This window comes from Actinomadura violacea, assembly GCF_017573465.1.
GTDB classification, from domain to species: Bacteria; Actinomycetota; Actinomycetes; order Streptosporangiales; family Streptosporangiaceae; genus Spirillospora; species Spirillospora violacea.
In genome coordinates this window covers 24,006-44,070 of sequence record NZ_JAGEPF010000015.1, presented here as the reverse complement: position 1 = coordinate 44,070, position 20,065 = coordinate 24,006, and the positions used below count along the sequence as shown (strand labels likewise).

Genomic DNA, 20,065 nt, shown 5'->3' with positions numbered 1-20,065 from the left:
CCCCGGCGAGGAGTTCGCCGGGGCGGGCCGCGGACCCGTGGTTCAGGCCGAGGGGAGGTCGGCCAGGGTCGCGAGCGCGGCGCGGTGGCGGTCGGCGGTGCCGAGCGCGATCGCGTCCGCCTTGGCGCGCTTGAGGAACAGGTGCGAGGAGTTCTCCCAGGTGAAGCCGATGCCGCCGTGCATCTGCACGCACTCCTCGGCGGCCTTCAGCGCGACGGCCGAGCAGTGCGCCTGCGCGACGGCGGCGGCGACGGGCAGGTCGGCGTCGCCGGAGGCGGCGCAGGACACGGCGTACCGGGCGACGGCGCGGGCCTGCGTGATCGACGTCCACAGGTCGGCGAGCCGGTGCTTGAGGCCCTGGTAGGAGCCGACCGGGCGGCCGAACTGGTAGCGCGTCTTGACGTAGGCGACGGTGTCGTCCAGGCAGCGCTGGGCGAGGCCGAGCTGCTCGGACGCCAGCAGCGCCGCGCCGGTCAGCAGCGCGGTGCGGACCGCTTCGCCGCCCTCCGCGACGCGCCGCGCGGGCGCTCCGGAGAAGGCGACGTCGGCCAGGCGCCGGGTCATGTCGAGCGAGGTGACGGCGGTGCGCGCGGCGTCGGCGGCGTCGACCGCGTACAGGCCGTCGGCGGTGGGGACGAGCAGGACGTCGGCGGCCAGGCCGTCGGCGACCCCCGCCACCTCGCCGGTCAGCTTCCCGTCCGACACCTGGGCGGTCGGGGCGACGTCGCCGGGCGGCGTCGCGAACGGGACGGCGAGCACGGCGATCCTCTCGCCGGCCGCCAGGGACCCGAGCAGCTCCCGTTCCCCCGCCGCCAGCAGCGCCGCCGTCGCGACGACGGAGCTGGTCAGGAACGGGACGGGCGCGACGGCGCGGCCCAGCTCCTCCAGCACCACGGCGGTCTCACGCCAGGTGGCGCCGGCGCCGCCGAGCTCCTCGGGGACGGGCAGCCCGGCGCAGCCGAGCTGCCCGGCGACGGCCTGCCAGAGCGCCGCGTCGTACGGCTCGTCCTTCTCGGTGCCGGCGAGCACGCCGGTCCAGGGCGCCTTGTCGTCGAGCAGCTCGCGGACGCCGGCGCGCAGGTCGTTCTCGATCTCGGAGTAGAGCAGGTCACTCACTTGGGCAGGTCCTTCCACGCCACGTCCTTGTCGACGCGGATCTCACCGGGCAGGCCGAGGACGCGCTCGGCGATGATGTTGCGCAGGATCTCCGAGGTGCCGCCCTCGATGGAGTTGCCCTTGGCGCGCAGGTAGCGGTAGCCGGGCGAGCGGCGGGTGAAGTCGACCTCGGTGGGGCGGCGCATCGTCCAGTCGTCGTAGCGCAGGCCCTCGTCGCCGAGCAGCTCCAGCTCCAGCCCGGAGACCTCCTGGTTGAGCTTGGCGAAGGCGAGCTTGGCGCCGGACCCCTCGGGGCCGGGCTGCCCGGCGGTGAGCTGCTGGCGCAGCCGCTCGCCGGTGAGCCGGGCCGCCTCGGTCTCCACCCAGGCGCGCAGGACGGCGTCGTGCAGGCCGGGGGTGCGCAGCTCGGGCCGGTCGCGCCACAGGCCGGCGACGACGCCGATCATCCCGCTCTCGCGGGGCGCGGCGGCGCCGCCGATCGCGACCCGCTCGTTCATCAGCGTGGTGGTGGAGACCTGCCAGCCCTGGCCGACGTCGCCGAGCCGGTGCTCGTCGGGGATCGCGACGTCGGTGAGGAAGACCTCGTTGAACTCGGCCTCGCCGGTGATCTGCCGCAGCGGCCGGACCTCGACGCCCGGCGCGGTCATGTCGCAGACGAAGTAGGTCATGCCGCGGTGCTTGGGCACGTCCGGGTCGGTGCGGGTGACGAGGATCGCCCAGCGCGCCTCGTGCGCCATGGACGTCCAGACCTTCTGGCCGTTGACGATCCACCGGTCGCCGTCGCGGACGGCGCGGGTGGCGAGCGCGGCGAGGTCGGAGCCGGCGCCGGGCTCGCTGAACAGCTGGCACCACAGCTCCTCGCCGGTCCACAGCGGGCGCAGGAAGCGGCGCTTCTGCTCCTCGGTGCCGAACGCCAGGATCGTCGGGGCCGCCATGCCGAGCCCGATGCCGTTGCGCTCGGGATGGTTGGTCGGCGCGCCGGCCTTGGCGAACAGCCGGTCGACGGCGGGCTGCAGAGCGCGGGGGGCGCCGAGCCCGCCGAGCCCCTCGGGGTAGTGGACCCAGGCCAGGCCGGCGTCGAACCGGGCGCGCAGGAACTCCAGCGGTTCGGTGGCCGACGGGTCGTGGGCGGCGAGGAACTCCTCGACCCGCCTGCTCAGCTCGTCGGCGTCGGGCGGTGCAGTGCTCACAGGGCGAACCTCCGCGCGGGGTGCAGGGTGGCGAACGGGCCACCGCGAACGAACATACCAACCGGTCGGTATGGCCCGTCCACCCTAGGAACCGGCACGGGGGTCGGTCAACCGTCCACGCCCGCTGGGCGCGGGCTAGGCGCGGGCGGCGAAGGCGCGGGCGAGGCCGCGGTGGTCGTGGTAGTCGCGCGTCTCGACGATCAGGCCGTCCCGGACGCGCAGCATCTGGATGTTCGGAACGCGGAACCCGTGACCGGTGGTGGCGATGCGGCCCTCGTAGTCGAACTCGACGATGATCACCTCCGGGTCGCCGGTCTCGTGCACCACGACGTTCCTCGCGCAACCGGAGCGGCCCCTCGCCCGCCCTCCGGAAGTGCTCGCCGATGACCGCCCGGCCCTCCAGGTGCGGCGGGGCGGGCGGCAGCGCGAACGGCTGGCCGGCCACGGCGTCCTCGGCGTAGAGGTCCGCCAGCTCGCTCCAGCGGCCCTCGGAGATGCCGGCGCTCAGCCGCGCGAACACCTCGCGCGGCGTCGGGGCGGTCATGCCATCGCCTCCTCGAACGCCTGGTGGTGGGCGTAGTCGCGGGACTCGACGATGCGCCCGTCCCGGATCCGCATGACGAAGATGTTGGGCACGACGAAGTCGCGGCCGGTGTCGGTGTTGCGGCCCGCGTACTCGAACTCGGCCACGATCACCTCGGGGTCGGCGGTCTGGTGGACGACCACGTTGCGGGCCGTCATCTCCACCGGGAGGGCCGGCAGCCGCGCGAAGTGCTCGCGCAGCGCCTCGCGCCCCTCCAGCCGGGACGCCGGGTAGGCGAACGGGTGCACGACCACCGCGTCCTCGGCGTACAGCTGCGGCAGCCCGTCGGGCCGCCGCGCGGTCACCCCGTCGATCAGCCGCTGGAAGACGGCGCGCGGGGTGGCGAACTCGGACATGAGTCTCTCCCGTACAATCGGAGTTGCTGCTCCGCATCCGAAAATACGGAGTCGCTACTCCACTTGTCAACGGGAAGGCCGCGATGACGACGAGCCCGTCCGGGAGGCCGCTGCGCGCCGACGCCCTGCGCAACCGCGCCAAGGTCCTCGCCGCGGCCGAGGACGTGTTCGCCGAGCAGGGCACCTCCGCCTCGACCGAGGAGGTCGCGCGCCGCGCCGGAGTGGGGATCGGCACGGTGTTCCGGCACTTCCCCACCAAGGAGTCGCTGCTGGAGGCGGTGCTCGTCGCACTGCTGGAGCGGCTGGCCGGCGAGGCCCGCGAGCTCGCGTCGGCCCCCGACCCCGGCGAGGCGTTCTACCGCTTCTTCGCCCGCGTCGTCTCCCAGGCGGCGACCAAGCAGGCCCTCACCGAGGCGCTGGCCGAGGCCGGCGTCGACGCCCGGAGGGCCACCGGACGCACCGGACCGGACGTCCGGGACGCGATCGGCGCCCTGCTGGAGCCGGCGCAGCGGGCCGGGGCCGTCCGCCCCGACATCGGCCCGGCCGAGGTCACCGCGCTGCTGGCCGGGATCTCCTACGCCGCCGGGCGGGCCGGCGGCAGCGACGACGTCCTCCGGATCGCCTTCGACGGCCTGCGGCCGCAGGACGCGACGACGGATCAGGAGGCCGCGCGCAGGTAGTGCGCCCAGTAGCCCTGCCACGGGCCGTAGCCGGCGGCGATCCGCTGCAGTTCGTCGTCGGACAGGGACCGGCCGTAGGCGCGGGACGCGGCGCCGCGCAGCGCCTTCTCCAGCGGCGTCTCGTCCATGCGGCCGAGGCCCCTGATCAGGATGAAGTTCGCCGACCACGCGCCGATCCCGGGCAGGGACAGCAGGAACTCCTTGACCTCGCCGTACGGGCCGGTCCGCAGGAACTCCTCGTCCGTCCCGTGCCAGGCGTGCAGCGCCCCGTGCAGGTAGCGGCCCTTGCGCTGGTTCCCGACGAGCTCGGCGATCCGCTCCTCGGGCAGGGTGACCAGCTGGTCGATGTCGGGGAACGCGGCGTACTCCGCGCCGTCCACGGTGATCCGGTCGCCGAACTCGTCCCGCAGGGCGTGCTTGCCGCGCGTGGCGGCGGCCTGCGGCGCGCGCTGCGACAGGATCGCCCACACCAGGTTCTCCAGCGGGGTCGGGAACTTCACCTGGTGGTAGCCGTGCAGCCGGTCGAGGACGGGCGCGAAGGCGAGGTCCTTCCTCCCGATCGCGTAGAAGCCGGTGAGGTCGTCGTCGAGGCTGAGCTGGAACGCGATGCGATCGGCGGCGGCGCCGACGACGTCGCCGGTGAGCGGCTCGGCGGCGTGCAGGGTCGCGCGCACACCGTCGCCCGCCTGGACGACCTGGGCGGCGACCGTCCGGCCGGCGGCGCGCAGCGCCCTGGTGAGCGTCCCGCCGTCGGTCGACTGCTCACCGGCGGTCGGCGCGAAGCCGCACATGAAGCCGAGCGCGGCGGCCAGGTCGAACGGCGGCGCCGCGGGCAGCTCGACGGTCTCGGTGAACAGCGGCGGGACGGTCATGGACGGTTCTCCTCGGCGAGGGCGGTGGGTACGGACGGGCGCGGCGGCGGTCCCGCCGCGGTCAGGGGGCCAGCTCGGCGGGGAGGTCGCGTGCGTGCAGGACCGTCAGCGAGGTCACCGCGCGGGTCAGCACCACGTACAGCCGCGCCAGGCCGCGCGCCTCGGCGGCGGCGATCACGGCGGGCTCGACCACGATGACGTGGTCGTACTCCAGGCCCTTGGCCAGCGTCGCCGGGACGACCAGCAGCCGCGCGGTGCCGTCGGACTCCGGCCCGAGCAGCGCGGCGTCCAGCCCGGCCTCCGCCAGCGCCGCCGCGTGCGCGGCCGCCAGCGCGTCCGGCACGATCAGCCCGATCGAGCCGGCCCGGGCGAGGGCCTCCCGCGCCGCCTCCACCGTCGCGGTCACCACGTCGGGCACGCGGCGCACGTCCAGCGCCCCGGCGCCGGCGCGCAGCGACCGCGGCCTCTCCAGCTCGGGCGCGACGTGCGGCAGCAGCCGGGCGGCGTAGTCCAGGACGGTCCCGGGGACGCGGAAGCCGAGGGTCAGCTCGGTGACCTCGCCGTCCTGTCCGAGATGCGACAGCACCTCCTTCCATGACCGCGCGGACCACGCCGTCGTCCCCTGCGCGAGGTCGCCGAGGACGGTCGCCGAGCCGGTGCCGCAGCGGCGGCCGAGGGCGCGCAGCTGCATCGCCGACAGGTCCTGCGCCTCGTCCACGACCAGGTGCCCGAGGGACGCGGTCCGCTCGATGAGGTCGTTCAGCTCGTCCATCAGCGCCCGGTCGGCGGCGGTCCACTTCACCGAGCGGTGCGAGCGGGCCGGCTTGGCCCACAGCAGGGCGGCCTGCTCGTCCTCGTCGAGGACGCCCTTGGCGGCGGCGCGCAGGAAGTCGGCGTCCGACAGCAGCCGGTACAGGACCTGCTCGGGCGTGAGCTTGGGCCAGACCTGGTCGAGCAGCTGCTTGACCGGCTTGCTGCGGGCGACCTGGTCCTGGACGCGGTCGTCGGGGGCCTCGCCGCGCTGCTCCATCCGGACGAGGATCTGGTGGGCGAGCCGCTGCGCGAACGCGGCGCGCCCGCTGCCGTAGCGGGTGGTGCCGCGCAGCCCCGCCGCGATCTCCCGCACCTCGTGGTCGGCGAGCCGGTAGCGGGCGACGCCGCGCGTAACGACCAGGCCCTCCTCCGGCTTGCGGACGTGCAGCCACAGCGCCTTGCGCAGCACATCGGCCATCCGCGCCTCGCCCTTGGCGGCCGACACCGCAGCGGGCTCCTCCCCCAGCGGCGCGCCGAGCAGGTCGTCGATGGTGGCCTGCTCGACGCGGACCTCGCCGAGCGCGGGCAGCACCGCGGAGATGTAGGCGAGGAACGCCCGGTTCGGGCCGACGATCAGGACCCCGGACCGCGACAGCCGCTCCCGGTGGGTGAACAGCAGGTAGGCGGCGCGGTGCAGGCCGACCGCGGTCTTCCCGGTGCCCGGAGCGCCCTGCACGCAGACGGTCCGGGGCAGGTCGGCGCGGACGATCACGTCCTGCTCCGGCTGGATGGTCGCGACGATGTCGCGCATCGGGCCGGTGCGGGGCCGCTCGATCTCCTCGGTCAGGATCCGCGACGGGCCGATCTCGGCGCCGCCGTCGAGCGGCTCGTCCTCGAAGGCGGTCAGCTCGCCGCCCTGGAACCCGAAGCGGCGCCGCAGCCGCCAGCCCATCGGCTCGGCCGGGCCCGCCTGGTAGAACGCCCGCGCCACCGGGGCGCGCCAGTCCAGCACCAGCGGGCGGCCCTCGTCGCCGTCGTGGACGTGCCGCCGCCCGACGTACATGACGGCGGGCAGGTCGGGGCCGTCCTCGCCGTCGCGGTCCATCCGCCCGAAGAACAGCGGGGTGTCGGGATGGTCGGCGAGCGCCGCGACCCGCTGGTCGAGCAGCGTCTCCAGGAACTGCTTGGACACCCAGTCCGCCGCGACGTCGGCGGACAATGACTCCGCGTGCTCGCGCATCCGGCGCAGCGCGGCGCGGGACTCGGCCAGATGGGCGCGCTCGGCGGCGAGGATCGGCGGTTCGGCGGGCATGCCGGAGGACCTCCAGAGGCGAGGGGGTGGACGGCGAAACCCACTACCTTACCGGCCTCAGGACGACTCGCGCGGCACCATTTCGACGCGGGTGAGCGAGACGGTGACGGCGGGGTCGCGCTCGCGCTCGGCCACCATGCGGGCCAGCCGCTCGGCGAGGCCCGCCGCGGTGACGTCGCCCGCGACCCGCACCGTGCTGAGCCGGGGCCGCAGGAACCGGCCCAGCGGCAGGTCGTCGGCGCCGACGACCGAGATGTCGCCGGGGACGTCGAGGCCCGCGTCCTGCAGGGCCCGCATCAGCAGCATGGCGTACTCGTCGTTGTAGGCGAACACGCCGTCGGGGCGCGCGCCGCCGGCGGCCCACCCGGCGGCGAGGCGGGCGGCGGCGTCCTCGTCGAAGGGCAGGTCGACGCAGCGCACGGCGGCGCCCGCCGCCTGCGCCGCCGCGGTCACGCCGCCGAGGCGGCGTTCACCGAAGGCGTCCAGGCCGCGCTCGGCCGGCACGACGGCCGCGAGGTTTCGGCGGCCCCGGCCGAGCAGGTGGCGGGCGGCGGCGGCGCCGATCTCGCCGTCGTCGATGACCATCGTCGGGACGAGCGGCGACGGCTCCGCACCCAGCCCGACCACTGTTGCGCATCCCGCGTCGTGGAGGCGGCGGACGGACGCGGCGGTGAGCCGGTGCGCCTCCACCACGACGGCGGCGGGCCGCCAGCGCGTCCAGTCGCGGGCCGCGACCACTCCCCGCGACCGCGCGTCCCCATAGAGGGCGAGCGTGAGCCCGTGCTCGCGCAGCCGCTCGACGAGCTCGTTCAGCAGGCTCAAAACCAGCGTGCCGATGGGGGCGGCCAGCAGCGGCATCAGCACGATGTCGCTGCGGCCGGTGCGCAGCGTGCGCGCCGAGGCGTCGGGCGCGTAGCCGAGCTCCTCGGCGGCGGCGCGCACCCGCGCCCGGGTCGCCTCGCTGATCGTCACGCCCGGGGCGTCGTTCAGCACGTACGACACGGTCGCCTGGGACACCCCGGCCAGCCGGGCGACGTCGACGCTGGTGGCCGGGCGTCCGGAGGGGGCCGGGTCACCGGTGTCGGGCGCCATGCCCGCATTCTCCCGCACAGTCCGGCGCGGCCCCGCCTTGACCTGCGCCAGGAAAGGAGTGCTATACAGAATTTATACGTATAAGTGACTCGCGTCACCGATCCCCCGAGGAGCCCCCATGCACCCCACCGACCGCCGCGCCGCGGCCGTGCACGGGACCGTCCGGTGAGCGCCGGGACCGGCGCGGCCCCCCGCGCGCACGCGGGCGCGGAGTCCGGCGCGGCACGGTCTCAACGCGGCCTGATGCCACTGCTCCTCACCGGCAACCTCATGCTGTTCTCCCTGTACGGCGGGGTGGCGAGCATCCTGCTGCCGACCCAGGTCGAGCACATCGACAAGGCGCACAAGGTCGCGCTGCTCGGCCTCGTCACCGGGATCGGGGCGGCCTTCGCGACGCTGCTCAACCCGATCGGCGGCGCGCTGTCGGACCGCAGCCGCTCCCGGTTCGGCCGCCGGAACCCGTTCCTGCTCGGCGGCGCGCTGCTCGCGCTGGCGTTCGCGGTCGCGCTCGGGAACGCGGGCACGATCGCGCTGCTGGTCGTCGGCTGGTGCCTCGTCCAGGGGATGGGCAACATCTACCAGGCGGCGCTGACCGCGATCGTGCCCGACCGCGTGCGGCCCGACCGGCGCGGCACCGCGTCGGCGATGGCGGGCGCCGGCACCACCCTCGGGCTGCTCGTCGGGATCGTCGTGGCCGGCCGGTTCACGCACGCCGTCGCCTGGGGGTACACGACGCTCGGCGCCCTGCTGGTCCTCGCGGCGGTGCTGCTGGCGACGCTGACCCACGACCCGCGTCCGGACGAGCTGCCCGCGCGCGCCGCCGACGGCTCCTCGCTGCGGCGCGACCTGGCCTCGTTCCTGTCGGCGCTGCGCGTCCACGACTTCAGGTGGGTGTTCGCCGGACGCGCGCTCATGATCCTCTCCTACTTCTGCGTGACCGGCTACCTGCTGTACATGCTCGAAGACCACATCGGGCTGCCGCACGGCATGAAGGGCGCGGACGGCGTCGCCCTCCTCACCCTCATCGGCGCCGCGACCTCGGTGGTGACCACCGTGATCGGCGGGCCGCTGTCGGACCGGCTGGACCGCCGCAAGACGTTCGTCTTCGTCGCCAGCGCGGGCATGGCCGCCGCGCTGCTGATGCCGCTGCTGTCCCCGCACTGGACGACCATGGTCGTCTTCATGGCGGTCGACGGCCTGTTCTTCGGCGTCTACATGGCCGTCGACACCGCGATGGTCACGCTCGTGCTGCCGCGCGGCGAGGACGCAGCCCGCGACATGGGCGTGCTCAACATCGCCAACGCCGGACCCCAGATCATCGCCCCGTTCGTCGCGTCCGCGATCATCAGCACCCCGGGCGGCTACCCCGCGCTCTACATCGTCGCGGCGGTCCTCGCCGTCGCGGCGGCGCTCTCGATCCTCCCGGTCAAGAGCGTCCGCTGAACCCCTCGGAAAGGAAGACCCCGTGAAACTGAAGGTCCACGAGACCGGCTCCGGCGACCGGACCGCCGTGCTGATCCACGGCATCATGGCGTCCGCCGGCACCTGGTGCCGCGTCGCGCCGCTGCTCGCCGCCCGCGGCTACCGCGTCCTCATGCCGGACCTGCGCGGCCACGGGGAGAGCCCGCACGCCGCCGAGTACTCCCCCGAACTGTTCGCCGCCGACCTGGTGGAGTCGCTTCCGGCCGGCGCGGACGTCGCCATCGGCCACTCCCTCGGCGCCCTGTCGCTGTCGCTGGTCGCGGTGGAACTGCGTCCCGCGAAGGCCGTCTACAGCGACCCCGCGTGGAAGATCGGCGGCGACGCGAATCCGAACCTCGAGGAGTTCGCCGCGTTCACCAAGCGGGCCACGGCCGAGCAGGTCCGGAAGATGTGCCCGAAGTGGGCCGACGAGGACATCGCCGCCGAGCTGGACGGGTACGCGCGCTGGGACGTCGCCGCGGCCGGGTGGCTGGGCGAGGCGGTGGACATGATCCCGGACCGGCCGGTCGTGCCGTCGCTGGTGCAGGCCGCGGGCGACCCGCGCCTGGTGCCGGACGACCTCGCCACCGGCCTGCGCGCGAAGGGCTTCACCGTGACGCGGGTCGAGGGCACCGGCCACTGCGTGCACCGCGACGACCTCGACGGCTTCATGGCGTCCCTGGAGGGCTGGATCTGACCCCGCACCGGCCGCGCGGCGCGCTCCCTCGCCGCGCGGCCCTGCTCTTCTCGCCGCGCGGCCCTGCTCTTCTCGCCGCGCGGCCCTGCTCTTCTCGCCGCGCGGCGGTGCGCCTTGCCGCACGGCGCGGCCGTGTGTGACGTTGGCGGCATGGTGAGTCTGACGGGCAAGTCGGCGTTGGTCACGGGCGCCTCGTCCGGCATCGGCGCGGTCGTCGCGGAGGCGCTGGCCGCCGCGGGGGCGCGGGTCGGGCTGGTCGCGCGCCGGGAGGAACTGCTGGAGAAGACCCTCGCGCGGTGCCGCGAGCACTCCCCCGCCTCGGCGATGTGGGTCGCCGACCTGGCGGACCTGGACGCGGTCGCCGGGCTCGCGGCGGCCGTGGAAGCCGAGTTCGGCGGCGTGGACGTCCTGGTCAACAACGCGGCGATGCCGAAGCGGCGGCGCGTCCAGGACATGACGCCGGCCGACAACGACGACGTGATGCGGCTGAACTACCTGTCGCCGGTGCGGCTGACGCTCGCGCTGCTGCCCGGGATGATCGGGCGCGGCCACGGGCACCTGGTCGCGATCGGGTCGGTCGCGGCGCGGCTCGGCCCGCCGCACGAGGCCGCGTACGGCGCGTCCAAGGCGGCGCTGACCGCGTTCTGGGAGAGCATGGCCGTCGACCTGGACGGGACGGGCGTGCAGGCCCACGTCGTCCAGCCGGCGCTGGTCGACACCGACCTGTTCTCGCTGCCGGGCAACGAGCCGCCGCTCAGCGACCTGTCCGACGCATTGCCGCCGCAGGAGGTCGCCGCGGCGGTGCTGGAGGTCATCGGGAACGGGCGGTTCGAGCGGTACGTGCCGGACTGGTTCACCGAGATGGCGTCCGGCAAGGCGGCGGACGTCGAGGGGTTCATGGCGGGCGTCAAGGAATGGACGCGCGAGCGGGTCGAGGCGCTCGGCGCCGAGCCGGCCTGACCGGCGTCACTGCAGGAAGCGCAGGGCGAGCCCGGTCAGCGGGCCGCGGTCGCCGTCGTCGGCGCGCTGCAGGACGCGCTGCGAGCCGTTGAGGACGAGCCCGCGCAGCGGGCCGGGCGGCAGCGGCACGGGCCGCTTGGCGGCCATCGGCAGCTCCAGCAGCTCGCTCTCGCGGTCGAGCAGCAGGTCGCGGACGATCTTCGCGGTCAGGTGGCTCGGGCCGACGCCGTGGCCGGCGTAGCCGAGCGCGTAGACGACGCGGCGGCCGCGGCCGAGCCGCCCGGCGTGCGCGAAGCAGTTGACGGTGCCGGCGACGGGCCCGCACCAGCCGTGGTCGATCCGCACGTCGTCCAGCTGCGGGAACGTCCAGCGGAACGTCTCCTCCAGACGCCGGAACACCTGCGGCGACCGGTCCTGGCGCGGGTCGGGGCCGCCGGGCGCGAACGGCGCGTCGCGGCCGCCCCACAGGATCCGGCCGTCGGGGGTCGGCCGGTGGAAGTGCGGCATGATCCGCTTGTCCTCGACGCCGGCGCCGCCCGCCCAGCCGGCGCGTTTCCACTGCTCGCCGGTGAGCGGCTCGGTCACGATGATCGAGGCGACGATGGTGAACAGCCAGCGGCGCAGCGCGGGCACGGCGTGCGCGTAGGCGTTGGTGGCCAGCAGCGCCCGGTCCGCTCTGACGTCGCCGCCCGGGGTGCGCGCCAGGACGTGCGTGCCGGGCAGGGCGAGGGTGTGGACGGGCGTCGACTCGAAGACCCGCACGCCGAGGCGGACGGCGGCGTCGCGCAGCCCGCGGGTGAGCGCGGCGGGGTCGAGCAGCAGCGCCTCCTCCTCGAAGTGGCCGCACCGGATCCGTTCCCCGGCCACGAGGGCGCGGCATTCGGGGCCGCTGAGGTAGCGCAGGTCGTCCAGGCCGAGCCGCTGGGACGCTTCGAGGTCCTGGCGGATCCGCTCGTCCTGTTCGGGCCCGTTCGAGACGGTCAGCAGGCCGGGCCGGGTCAGGTCGGCGTCGATGCCCTCGTCGCGGACGAACCCGGCCATCTCCCGCAGGGTGTCGCGCATCGCCAGCCGGGTCGCGCGCGCCCGCGCCGGGCCCACCTTGCGTGCCAGGTCGTGGAGGTTGCGGCCCACCATCGTCATCGCGAAGCCGCCGTTGCGGCCGGAGGCGCCGTACCCCGCGACGCACTGCTCCAGGACGGCGACGTCCACGGAGGGGTCGGCGTGCTTGAGGTGGATCGCGGTCCACAGTCCGGTGAAGCCGCCACCGACGATGACGATGTCCACGTCCAGGTCGCCGTCGAGCGGCGGTGCGGGCTCGTAGGGCTTGCGGGACAGCCACAGGCTCCGCGTCCTCCAGTCCGCCATGGCGTTCCTCCGCCCTGTCGTCCGCGCGCACACGCCCGTTGCCCGCGCGCACACGTCTCAGTAGGGTGATGATCCGTCAGTGATCCACATCACACAAGGCCCGCGATGCGGACCGCCGGGCACCGGACCGGCCGGGAGGCGCCGATGTCGACCGATCAGGGACTGCGGGTCGCGGACGTCACGGTGCGGGTCGGCGGGGTGACCGCCGTCCGCAGCGCCGCGCTGACGGTCCCGCCGGGCACGGTCGCCGGGCTCGTCGGGCCGGACGGCGCGGGCCGGGCGACGCTCTGCGACGTCATCGCCGGGCTGCGGCGGCCCGCCGAGGGCACCGTCCACCTGGACGACGCCGACCTGACGGGCAGCGCCGCGCGGGAGCGGGCTCGGCGCGGCATCGCCCGCACGTCCCGCGAGCCGGAGCGGTGGCGGTCGCGGACGGTCCGCGAGAGCGTCCGCGCCGCGGCGCGCAGGCACGCGGCCCTGCGCGACCACGGCGGGCGCACGGTCCGGGACCGGTGGGCGCGCCGCCGCCGCGCGCGGGGCGAAGCGGGCGCCCGCGCCGACGAGCTGCTGGCCCGCGTGGGGATCGCCGAGTTCGCCGACCGGCCGGCACGGGGCGTCCCGCCGGGTGTGGCGCGCCTGGCCGGGCTGGCGCGCGCGCTGGCTGCCGAGCCCACCGTCCTGCTCCTGGACGAGCCGTGGGCCGACCTCCCGGAGCGCCGGGCGCGCGCGCTGGAGGTGCTGCTGCGCGACCTCGCCGCCGAGGGCGTCGCGGTGCTGGTCGCCGAGCGCGACCTGGAGCCGGTGCTCGGCGTGTGCGACGTCCTGCACGTGCTGGACGGCGGCCGGGTGATCGCGGCCGGCCCACCCGCCGAGGTGCGCGCCGATCCGTGCGTGCGGGCCGCCTATCTGGCCGGGGCGACCCCGGTCACCAGGCGTCCACCCAGCGCCGCGGCCGGTCCCGGGTGGGCGGGGCGGACGCGAACGCCGTCGTGACGAGCCGCCGGGTGCCGGCCGGGTCGATGACGTCGTCCAGCTCGAACACGGTGGCGGCGTTGAGCGCCTTGCCGTGCTCGTAGGCGGCGGCGACCATCGTCTCGAACAGCGCCTTCGGGTCCTCGGCCGCCGCGAGCTCCTTGCGGAACCCGAGCCGGACGGCGCCCTCCAGCCCCATGCCGCCGATCTCGCCGGTCGGCCACGCGACGGTGGCGAGCGGCGCCTTGAACCCGCCGCCCGCCATGGCCTGCGCGCCGAGCCCGTAGCCCTTGCGCAGCACGACGGTGACGAGCGGGACGGTCAGGTTCGCGCCGATGACGAACAGCCGGCTGAAGTGCCGGACGGTCGCGGTGCGCTCGGCGTCCGGGCCGACCATGAACCCGGGGGTGTCGCACAGCGACACCACGGGCAGGCCGTGCGCGTCGCACAGCTGCAGGAAGCGGGCGGCCTTGTCGGCTGCGTCGCGGTCGATGGCGCCGCCGAGATGCGCCGGGTTGTTCGCGATCAGGCCCATGGGGCGGCCCTCGATCCGCACCAGCGCGATGATGACCCCGACGCCGAACGCGCGGCGCAGTTCCAGGACCGAGCCGGTGTCGGCGAGATGCCCGATGACGCGGCGGACGTCGTAGGCGCGCAGCCGGTTCTCCGGGATCACGTGCCGCAGGATGCGCTGGTCGTCGCAGGTCCACTCGTCCGCCGGGCCCTGGAAGTAGGACAGGTAGCTGCGGGCGGCGTCGACTGCCTCCGCCTCGTCCTCGACGACGATGTCGACGACCCCGTTGGGCTCCTGGTCGGCGATCGGGCCGATCTCCTCGGGGGCGAACACGCCGAGCCCGCCGCCCTCGATCATCGCGGGGCCGCCCATGCCGATGTTGGCGTCGCGGGTGGCGATGATGACGTCGCAGCAGCCGAGCAGGGCCGCGTTCCCGGCGAAGCAGCGCCCGGACGCGATCCCGACGGACGGGACGGCCCCGCTCAGCCGGCCCATCGCGTGGAAGGTGGTGACGTCGAGGCCGGACACCATCGAGGTGTCGGTGTCGCCCGGGCGTCCGCCGCCGCCCTCGGCGAACAGCACGACCGGCAGGCTCCGGCGCCGCGCGAGGTCGAGCATCCGGTCGGTCTTGCGGTGGTTCTGGTGGCCCTGCGTCCCGGCCAGGACCATGTAGTCGTAGGACATGACGACGGCCTGGCCGCCGTTGACGTCGCCGAGGCCGCAGACCATGCCGTCGGCGGGGGTGCGCTCGATGAGGTCGTCCAGGGAGCGGCGCTGCCGCTGCGCGGCGATGGCGAGCGCGCCGTACTCGACGAACGTGCCGGGGTCGCAGAGGTCCTCGATGTTCTCGCGCGCGGTGCGGTGGCCGCGCGCGTGCCGCTTGGCGACCGCGTCGGGGCGGGCCGCATCCAGTCCGATCTCGTGCCGCCGGATCGTCTCGGCGAGGTCGGCGCGGATCGCGTCGAGGTCGGCCTCCGCCTCGTCGTCGGCGTGGTCGCCGTCGGCCTCGGCGGGTTCGAGGAACAGCAGCGGCGCGCCCTCCGCGACGGTGGTGCCGGGCGCCGCGGCGAGGGCGCGGACGACGCCCGCCTCGCCCGCCCGGACGACGTGCTCCATCTTCATCGCCTCGAGGATCAGCACCGGCGCGCCCGCGCGCACGAGGTCGCCTTCCGCGGCCTCGACGCTCACGACCGTGCCCTGCATGGGTGCGGCAACCGCGACCGTGCCGGGCGGCGCGTCGGGCACGGCCAGGGCGGGCGCGGCCGGCTCCTCGGCGGACGGCACGTAGAACCGGTGGTGCTCGCTGCTCAGCAGCTCCGGCAGGTGGTCGGCGATGAAGGACGTCGGGACGCCGCCGGCGGTGAACTCGGGATGCCGCAGGACGCCCTGCAGCAGCGGGATGCTCGTCGCGACGCCCGCGATCTCGAACTCGCCGAGCGCTCCGTGCGCGCGGGCGGCGGCCGACGGGAGGTCCTCGGCGCGGGCGATCACCTTCGCGAGCAGCGGGTCGTAGCGGGGGCTCGTGCGGTAGCCGGGCTGCCCGTAGGTGTCGACGCGGACGCCGGGACCGGTCGGCGGCGCGAACGCGGTGAGCGTCCCGGCGTGCGGGTGCGGCGTGCCGTCCGGGCCGATCGTCTCGGTGTTGACGCGGACCTGGACGGCGCATCCGTGCGCGGGCGGCGGCGCCGCGAGCCCGACCCCGGCGAGGTCCTCCCCCAGCGCCAGCCGGATCTGCACCTTCACCAGGTCGACGCCGGTGATCTCCTCGGTTACGGTGTGCTCGACCTGCAGCCTCGGGTTCGCCTCCAGGAACCAGAACTCCTCACCGGCCACGAGGAATTCGAACGTGCCGAGGCTCTCGTAGCGGACTCGCGCGGCCATGCGGACGGCCGCGTCCAGCAGCGCGTCCCGCAGGGCCGACGGCAGCGCGGGCGCCGGAGCGATCTCGATGAGCTTCTGGTTCCGCCGCTGGACGCTGCAGTCGCGTTCCCACAGGTGGGTGACGGCGCCGGAGCCGTCGCCCGCGACCTGGACCTCGATGTGGCGGGCGCGCGGCACGTACTTCTCCGCGTACAGGTCGCCGTTGCCGAACGAGGCGAGCGCCTCGGAACGGCACCGCTCGTACGCCTCCGCCATGTCGCCGGGCTCGGCGACGACGCGCATGCCGCGCCCGCCGCCGCCCGCCAGCGCCTTGAGCATGATCGGCCCGTGCTCGCGCGCGAACGACTCGGCGCCGGCGAGCGTCACCGGTCCGGGCGTGCCGGGCGTCACCGGCACCCCCGTCTCGCGGGCCAGTTCGCGGGACCTCGTCTTGTCGCCGAACAGCTCCAGCAGCTCCGGGCGCGGCCCGACGAACGTCAGGCCGGCGGCGGCGCAGCGCGCGGCGAACGCGGCGTTCTCGCTCAGGAACCCGTAGCCGGGGTGGACGGCGGTGACGCCGGCGTCCTTGGCGGCGGCGATCAGCGCCTCCGCGTCGAGGTAGCCGGCGACGCCCTCACCGGGCAGCGCCCGCACCTCGTCCGCGCGGCGAGTGTGCGGGGAGCCGGCGTCGTCGCAGGTGTGCACGGCGGCCGTCCGCAGCCCCAGCTCCGCCGCCGCCCGGACGATCCGCAGCGCGATCTCGCCCCGGTTGGCCACAAGGATCCCGCCCACCCCGGTCCTCCTCACCCTGGCGCCCGCCGTCACGGGCATGGTGGAGCCTCACTGTAGGCGGGACGTGCGGAACGCCCGGACCGGGGCCCCCATGCGGCGAAGGGCCCCGGTCCGGGCGGTCAGCGGCCGGTCGCGACCGTCCCGGCGGACAGGCCGCGGTGCGCGCGGATGATCTCGGCGTAGCGGTGCCCGCTGTCCTTCACGGTCCGCTTCTGGCTCCCGAAGTCGACGTGGACGAGCCCGAACCGCTGCGCGTAGCCGTACGCCCATTCGAAGTTGTCCAGCACCGACCAGGCGAAGTAGCCGTCCAGCGGGACGCCCTTGCGGATCGCGGACGCGCAGGCCGCCAGGTGCGCCTCCAGGTAGGCGGTCCGCTCGGGATCGTGGACGGCGCCGTCGCCGGTCACCGCGTCGGTGTACGCCGACCCGTTCTCGGTGACCATGAGGCTGCGCGGCGCGTACTCCTCGGTGACGCGGACGAGGATCCTCTCCAGCCGGTCCGGGTGGATCTCCCAGTCCATGCCGGTGCGCGGCGTCCCGGACGGAGTGATCTGCCGGGCGTGCGGCGGAGGGCCGTCCGGGTCGGCGACGTTGACCGAGCGGCGGTAGTAGTTGACGCCCAGCCAGTCCAGCGGCGCCGCGATCGTCTCCAGGTCGCCGGCCCGCACGGGCGGCTCGGTGCCGTACACCTCGATCATGTCGGCGGGCAGGCCGCGCCCGTGGATCGGGTCGAGCCACCAGCGGTTGTGGTGGCCGTCCTCGCGCCGCGCCGCCGCGACGTCCTCGTCCCGGTCGCTCCCGGGCTCGCAGTCGGTGAGCAGGTTGACGATCCCGACGCGGGCGTCCGGCGCCGCGGCGCGGATCGCCTGCACGCCGAGGCCGTGCGCCAGCAGCATGTGGTACGAGGCGGGCACCGCCTGCCGGACGTCGGCGACGCCCGGCGCCATCACGCCGCGCAGGTGCCCTAGCCACGCCGCGCAGACCGGCTCGTTCAGCGTCGCCCAGGACGTCACCCGGTCGCCGAGCGCGCCCGCGACCACCGCCGCGTACTCGGCGAAGCGCTCGGCGGCGTCGCGGGACGGCCAGCCGCCGCGGTCCTGCAGCGCCTGCGGGAGGTCCCAGTGGTAGAGCGTCAGGTGCGGTTCGATGCCCGCCTCCAGCAGCGCGTCCACGAGCCGGTCGTAGAAGGCGAGCCCGGCCGGGTTCACGGGTCCGGCGCCGTCCGGCAGGACGCGCGGCCAGGCGACCGAGAACCGGTAGGCGCCGAGCCCGAGCGACGCCATCAGGTCGACGTCCTCGCGCCAGCGGTGGTAGTGGTCGCAGGCGACGTCGCCGGTGTCGCCGCCGGCGACCGCGCCGGGGACGCGGCAGAACACGTCCCAGATGGACGGGGCGCGGCCCCCCTCGCGGGCGGCGCCCTCGACCTGGTAGGCCGAGGTCGCCGCGCCCCACGCGAAGTCGGGTCCGAACGCGGTCAGGTCGTCGATGGGCACAGGTCTCCCTCTGTGGTGAAGCGCGAACCGTGGTGAAGCGCGAAGCCGTGGCGGGCGGGGAAGCGGGCGGTCACTTGACGGCGCCGGCGGTCAGGCCGGTCACCAGGAAGCGCTGCAGCAGCAGGAACCCGGCGACGACGGGGACGCTCACCACGAGGGAGGCGGCCATCACCTGGTTCCAGTAGACCTCGTGCTGCGTCGAGTAGCCCTGCAGCCCGATGGACAGCGTCCGGGTCTGGTCGTTGGTCATCACCGAGGCGAACAGCACCTCGCCCCAGGCGGTCATGAACGCGTAGACGGTCACCGCGACGATGCCGGGCAGCGACGCGGGCACGATCACCCGCAGCAGCGCGCCGACCGGGCCGCAGCCGTCCACCCGCGCCGCCTCGTCCAGCTCGCGTGGGATCGACTCGAAGTACCCGGCCAGCATCCAGATCGAGAACGGCAGCGAGAACGTCAGGTAGGTGAGGATGAGCGCGCCGCGGCTGCCGTACAGCGCGATCCCGGTCGCGTTGCCCACGTTCACGAAGATCAGGAACAGCGGGAGCAGGAACAGGATCCCCGGGAACATCTGCGTCGACAGCACCGTGACGGTGAACACCCGGCGGCCGGCGAACCGGTACCGGCTCACCGCGTACGCGGCGCCGATCGCGATGACGACCGACGCCGCCGTGGCGCCGACGGCGACGATGACGCTGTTGGCGAAGTACCGGGCCAGCGGCACCGTCGACCACATGTCGACATAGGGGCGGAGCGTCGGTTCCGAGGGCAGCCAGTGGAACGCGCCTTGGACGTCCTTGAGCGGCTTCAGCGACGAGCTGATCATCGCGTAGACCGGGACGAGGGTGAACACGGCCAGGAAGGTCAGCACGATCCGGCGCGTCCAGCGGAAGGACGCGGGCGGGTCGGTGGGCGCGCGGCGTCTCCCGGCGGCGGGCGCGGCGGTCTCAGGCACGGGCGGTCCTCCGTCGCGACGTGGCGATCAGGTAGACCGCCGTGACCAGCAGAAGGAAGAGCAGGAGCAGCACCGACATCGCCGAGCCGGCGCCGAAGTTCCAGGTGATGAACGAGGTCTGGTAGATGTGCAGCGAGACCAGGTCCCCGCCGTCCGGCGCCGCCTTGCCGAACAGCACGAACGGCGTGTTGAAGTCGTTGAACGTCCACAGGAACAGCACCAGCACGAGCACCTGGTTGACGGGCCGGAGCGCAGGCAGCGTGATGTGCCGGATCTGCCGCCAGACGCCCGCGCCGTCCAGCGCGGACGCCTCGTACAGGTCGCGCGGCACGTTCTGCAGCCCGGCCATCAGCACCAGGAACGCGAACGGCCAGGACCGCCACACGATGACCGTGAGCAGCGCCCAGAAGCTGTTCCCGCCGATCAGCCAGAACGGCCGGTCGCCGCCGGTGAGGTGCAGCTGGTCGACCAGCACGTGGTCGACCATGCCGGTGTCGCGCTGGAACAGGAAGCCCCAGGTCATCACGGCCGCGTAGACGGGCAGCGCGTACGGGACGAGGAAGGCCGCGCGCAGCAGGCCGCGGCCCCGGAACCGTTCCTGCATGAGGATCGCGGCGGCCGTCCCGAGCAGCCAGGACAGCCCGACGGCGAGGACGGTGACGCCGACGGTGACAAGGAACGACCCCAGCAGGTCCTTGCCGATGGCGGCGTCGAAGTCGACGGCGATCCGGTAGTTGCCGAGGCCCTTGCCGGGCGCCTTCGCCCAGTCGCGGATGTAGAACAGGGTCAGGTCGCGGAAGCTCATCCAGACGCCGACCGCGATCGGCACGACGTGCACGACCAGCTCGGCGACGACGGCGGGCGCGAGCAGCAGGTAGGGCAGCAGGCGGGGCGGGAGCCGGAGGCGGCGTCGCGGCCGGCGGGCGCGGGCCGTCGGCGCGCCCCCGGCGGCCCCCGGACCGCCGGGGCGCCCGCGCCGGCCGCCCGCCGCGCCGCCCGCCCGCGTCGTTCCGGGCGAGACGTTGGCGGAGGTCATGCGGCG

Annotated in this window: 17 protein-coding genes; 5 read left to right on the top strand and 12 right to left on the bottom strand. The window is 74.8% G+C overall.

All coding sequences use genetic code 11. The annotated features are described in order from the left end of the window. Positions 1 to 42: 42 nt before the first annotated feature. From J4709_RS24215 to J4709_RS24200, 4 genes are all read right to left on the bottom strand, one after another. Positions 43 to 1,116 carry an acyl-CoA dehydrogenase family protein gene (locus J4709_RS24215; RefSeq protein WP_208244089.1) on the bottom strand — a complete coding sequence of 358 codons (1,074 nt, stop codon included), beginning with the start codon at positions 1,114 to 1,116 and terminating at the stop codon, positions 43 to 45. Continuing rightward, positions 1,113 to 2,306: an acyl-CoA dehydrogenase family protein gene (locus J4709_RS24210; protein WP_208244088.1), complete on the bottom strand. Its 1,194-nt coding sequence runs from the start codon at positions 2,304 to 2,306 to the stop codon at positions 1,113 to 1,115. Before J4709_RS24210 ends, J4709_RS24215 begins: the two co-directional genes overlap by 4 nt. A 135-nt stretch (positions 2,307 to 2,441) precedes the next feature. Continuing rightward, complete coding sequence (locus J4709_RS24205; protein WP_208244087.1) at positions 2,442 to 2,633, bottom strand: nuclear transport factor 2 family protein; 192 nt, start codon at positions 2,631 to 2,633, stop codon at positions 2,442 to 2,444. Between the two features lie 213 nt (positions 2,634 to 2,846). Further along, positions 2,847 to 3,245: a nuclear transport factor 2 family protein gene (locus J4709_RS24200; RefSeq protein ID WP_208244086.1), complete on the bottom strand. Its 399-nt coding sequence runs from the start codon at positions 3,243 to 3,245 to the stop codon at positions 2,847 to 2,849. An 83-nt stretch (positions 3,246 to 3,328) separates the two neighbouring features. On the opposite strand from J4709_RS24200, the gene J4709_RS24195 reads away from it, so the two are divergent. Next, complete coding sequence (locus J4709_RS24195) at positions 3,329 to 3,925, top strand: TetR/AcrR family transcriptional regulator (protein WP_208244085.1); 597 nt, start codon at positions 3,329 to 3,331, stop codon at positions 3,923 to 3,925. Here the strand turns inward: J4709_RS24195 and J4709_RS24190 are convergent. The 3 genes from J4709_RS24190 to J4709_RS24180 form a co-directional block, all read right to left on the bottom strand. Then, on the bottom strand, positions 3,904 to 4,797 hold the full coding sequence (locus tag J4709_RS24190) for a DNA-3-methyladenine glycosylase family protein (RefSeq protein ID WP_208244084.1): 894 nt from the start codon (positions 4,795 to 4,797) through the stop codon (positions 3,904 to 3,906). The genes J4709_RS24195 and J4709_RS24190 overlap by 22 nt on opposite strands. Before the next feature lie 61 nt (positions 4,798 to 4,858). Next, positions 4,859 to 6,862, bottom strand: coding sequence for a HelD family protein (locus J4709_RS24185; RefSeq protein ID WP_208244083.1), 2,004 nt, complete (start codon positions 6,860 to 6,862; stop codon positions 4,859 to 4,861). A gap of 57 nt (positions 6,863 to 6,919) precedes the next feature. Continuing rightward, positions 6,920 to 7,954 carry a LacI family DNA-binding transcriptional regulator gene (locus J4709_RS24180; RefSeq protein ID WP_208244082.1) on the bottom strand — a complete coding sequence of 345 codons (1,035 nt, stop codon included), beginning with the start codon at positions 7,952 to 7,954 and terminating at the stop codon, positions 6,920 to 6,922. A gap of 243 nt (positions 7,955 to 8,197) precedes the next feature. Here J4709_RS24180 and J4709_RS24175 point away from each other — a divergent pair, with 243 nt between their 5' ends. The 3 genes from J4709_RS24175 to J4709_RS24165 all read left to right on the top strand — a co-directional run bounded on the left by J4709_RS24175 (position 8,198) and on the right by J4709_RS24165 (position 11,072). Next, positions 8,198 to 9,397, top strand: a complete 1,200-nt coding sequence (locus tag J4709_RS24175) for an MFS transporter (RefSeq protein ID WP_232383992.1) — start codon at positions 8,198 to 8,200, stop codon at positions 9,395 to 9,397. A 22-nt stretch (positions 9,398 to 9,419) separates the two neighbouring features. Further along, positions 9,420 to 10,112, top strand: coding sequence for an alpha/beta fold hydrolase (locus tag J4709_RS24170; RefSeq protein ID WP_208244081.1), 693 nt, complete (start codon positions 9,420 to 9,422; stop codon positions 10,110 to 10,112). Positions 10,113 to 10,262: 150 nt separating this feature from the next. Beyond that, positions 10,263 to 11,072 (top strand): SDR family NAD(P)-dependent oxidoreductase, encoded by an 810-nt coding sequence (locus J4709_RS24165; RefSeq protein WP_208244080.1) that lies wholly within the window; start codon positions 10,263 to 10,265, stop codon positions 11,070 to 11,072. A 6-nt stretch (positions 11,073 to 11,078) separates the two neighbouring features. Here the strand turns inward: J4709_RS24165 and J4709_RS24160 are convergent, their stop codons facing one another. Continuing rightward, entirely contained in the window at positions 11,079 to 12,437 is a 1,359-nt protein-coding gene (locus tag J4709_RS24160; RefSeq protein WP_208244079.1) for an NAD(P)/FAD-dependent oxidoreductase, read from the bottom strand. A 144-nt stretch (positions 12,438 to 12,581) separates the two neighbouring features. On the opposite strand from J4709_RS24160, the gene J4709_RS24155 reads away from it, so the two are divergent. Next, positions 12,582 to 13,430 (top strand): ATP-binding cassette domain-containing protein, encoded by an 849-nt coding sequence (locus J4709_RS24155; protein WP_208244078.1) that lies wholly within the window; start codon positions 12,582 to 12,584, stop codon positions 13,428 to 13,430. Here the strand turns inward: J4709_RS24155 and J4709_RS24150 are convergent. The 4 genes from J4709_RS24150 to J4709_RS24135 all read right to left on the bottom strand — a co-directional run bounded on the left by J4709_RS24150 (position 13,363) and on the right by J4709_RS24135 (position 20,059). After that, complete coding sequence (locus J4709_RS24150) at positions 13,363 to 16,575, bottom strand: carboxyl transferase domain-containing protein (RefSeq protein ID WP_307801491.1); 3,213 nt, start codon at positions 16,573 to 16,575, stop codon at positions 13,363 to 13,365. The genes J4709_RS24155 and J4709_RS24150 overlap by 68 nt on opposite strands. 119 nt (positions 16,576 to 16,694) lie before the next feature. Next, positions 16,695 to 18,068: a GH1 family beta-glucosidase gene (locus J4709_RS24145; protein WP_307801490.1), complete on the bottom strand. Its 1,374-nt coding sequence runs from the start codon at positions 18,066 to 18,068 to the stop codon at positions 16,695 to 16,697. Positions 18,069 to 18,138: 70 nt separating this feature from the next. Next, a complete protein-coding gene (locus J4709_RS24140) occupies positions 18,139 to 19,023 on the bottom strand; it encodes a carbohydrate ABC transporter permease (protein ID WP_307801489.1) in 885 nt (294 codons plus the stop codon). Then, complete coding sequence (locus J4709_RS24135; RefSeq protein ID WP_208244076.1) at positions 19,016 to 20,059, bottom strand: carbohydrate ABC transporter permease; 1,044 nt, start codon at positions 20,057 to 20,059, stop codon at positions 19,016 to 19,018. The genes J4709_RS24140 and J4709_RS24135 overlap by 8 nt, the downstream gene beginning before the upstream one ends. Between the last annotated feature and the right edge of the window lie 6 nt (positions 20,060 to 20,065).

Coding starts and splice junctions, on each gene's coding strand:
- J4709_RS24200 (WP_208244086.1), bottom strand. CDS start 3,245: ATGTCCGAGTTCGCCACCCCGCGCGCCGTCTTCCAGCGGCTGATCGAC.
- J4709_RS24195 (WP_208244085.1), top strand. CDS start 3,329: ATGACGACGAGCCCGTCCGGGAGGCCGCTGCGCGCCGACGCCCTGCGC.
- J4709_RS24190 (WP_208244084.1), bottom strand. CDS start 4,797: ATGACCGTCCCGCCGCTGTTCACCGAGACCGTCGAGCTGCCCGCGGCG.
- J4709_RS24185 (WP_208244083.1), bottom strand. CDS start 6,862: ATGCCCGCCGAACCGCCGATCCTCGCCGCCGAGCGCGCCCATCTGGCC.
- J4709_RS24180 (WP_208244082.1), bottom strand. CDS start 7,954: ATGGCGCCCGACACCGGTGACCCGGCCCCCTCCGGACGCCCGGCCACC.
- J4709_RS24175 (WP_232383992.1), top strand. CDS start 8,198: ATGCCACTGCTCCTCACCGGCAACCTCATGCTGTTCTCCCTGTACGGC.
- J4709_RS24165 (WP_208244080.1), top strand. CDS start 10,263: ATGGTGAGTCTGACGGGCAAGTCGGCGTTGGTCACGGGCGCCTCGTCC.
- J4709_RS24160 (WP_208244079.1), bottom strand. CDS start 12,437: ATGGCGGACTGGAGGACGCGGAGCCTGTGGCTGTCCCGCAAGCCCTAC.
- J4709_RS24155 (WP_208244078.1), top strand. CDS start 12,582: ATGTCGACCGATCAGGGACTGCGGGTCGCGGACGTCACGGTGCGGGTC.
- J4709_RS24135 (WP_208244076.1), bottom strand. CDS start 20,059: ATGACCTCCGCCAACGTCTCGCCCGGAACGACGCGGGCGGGCGGCGCG.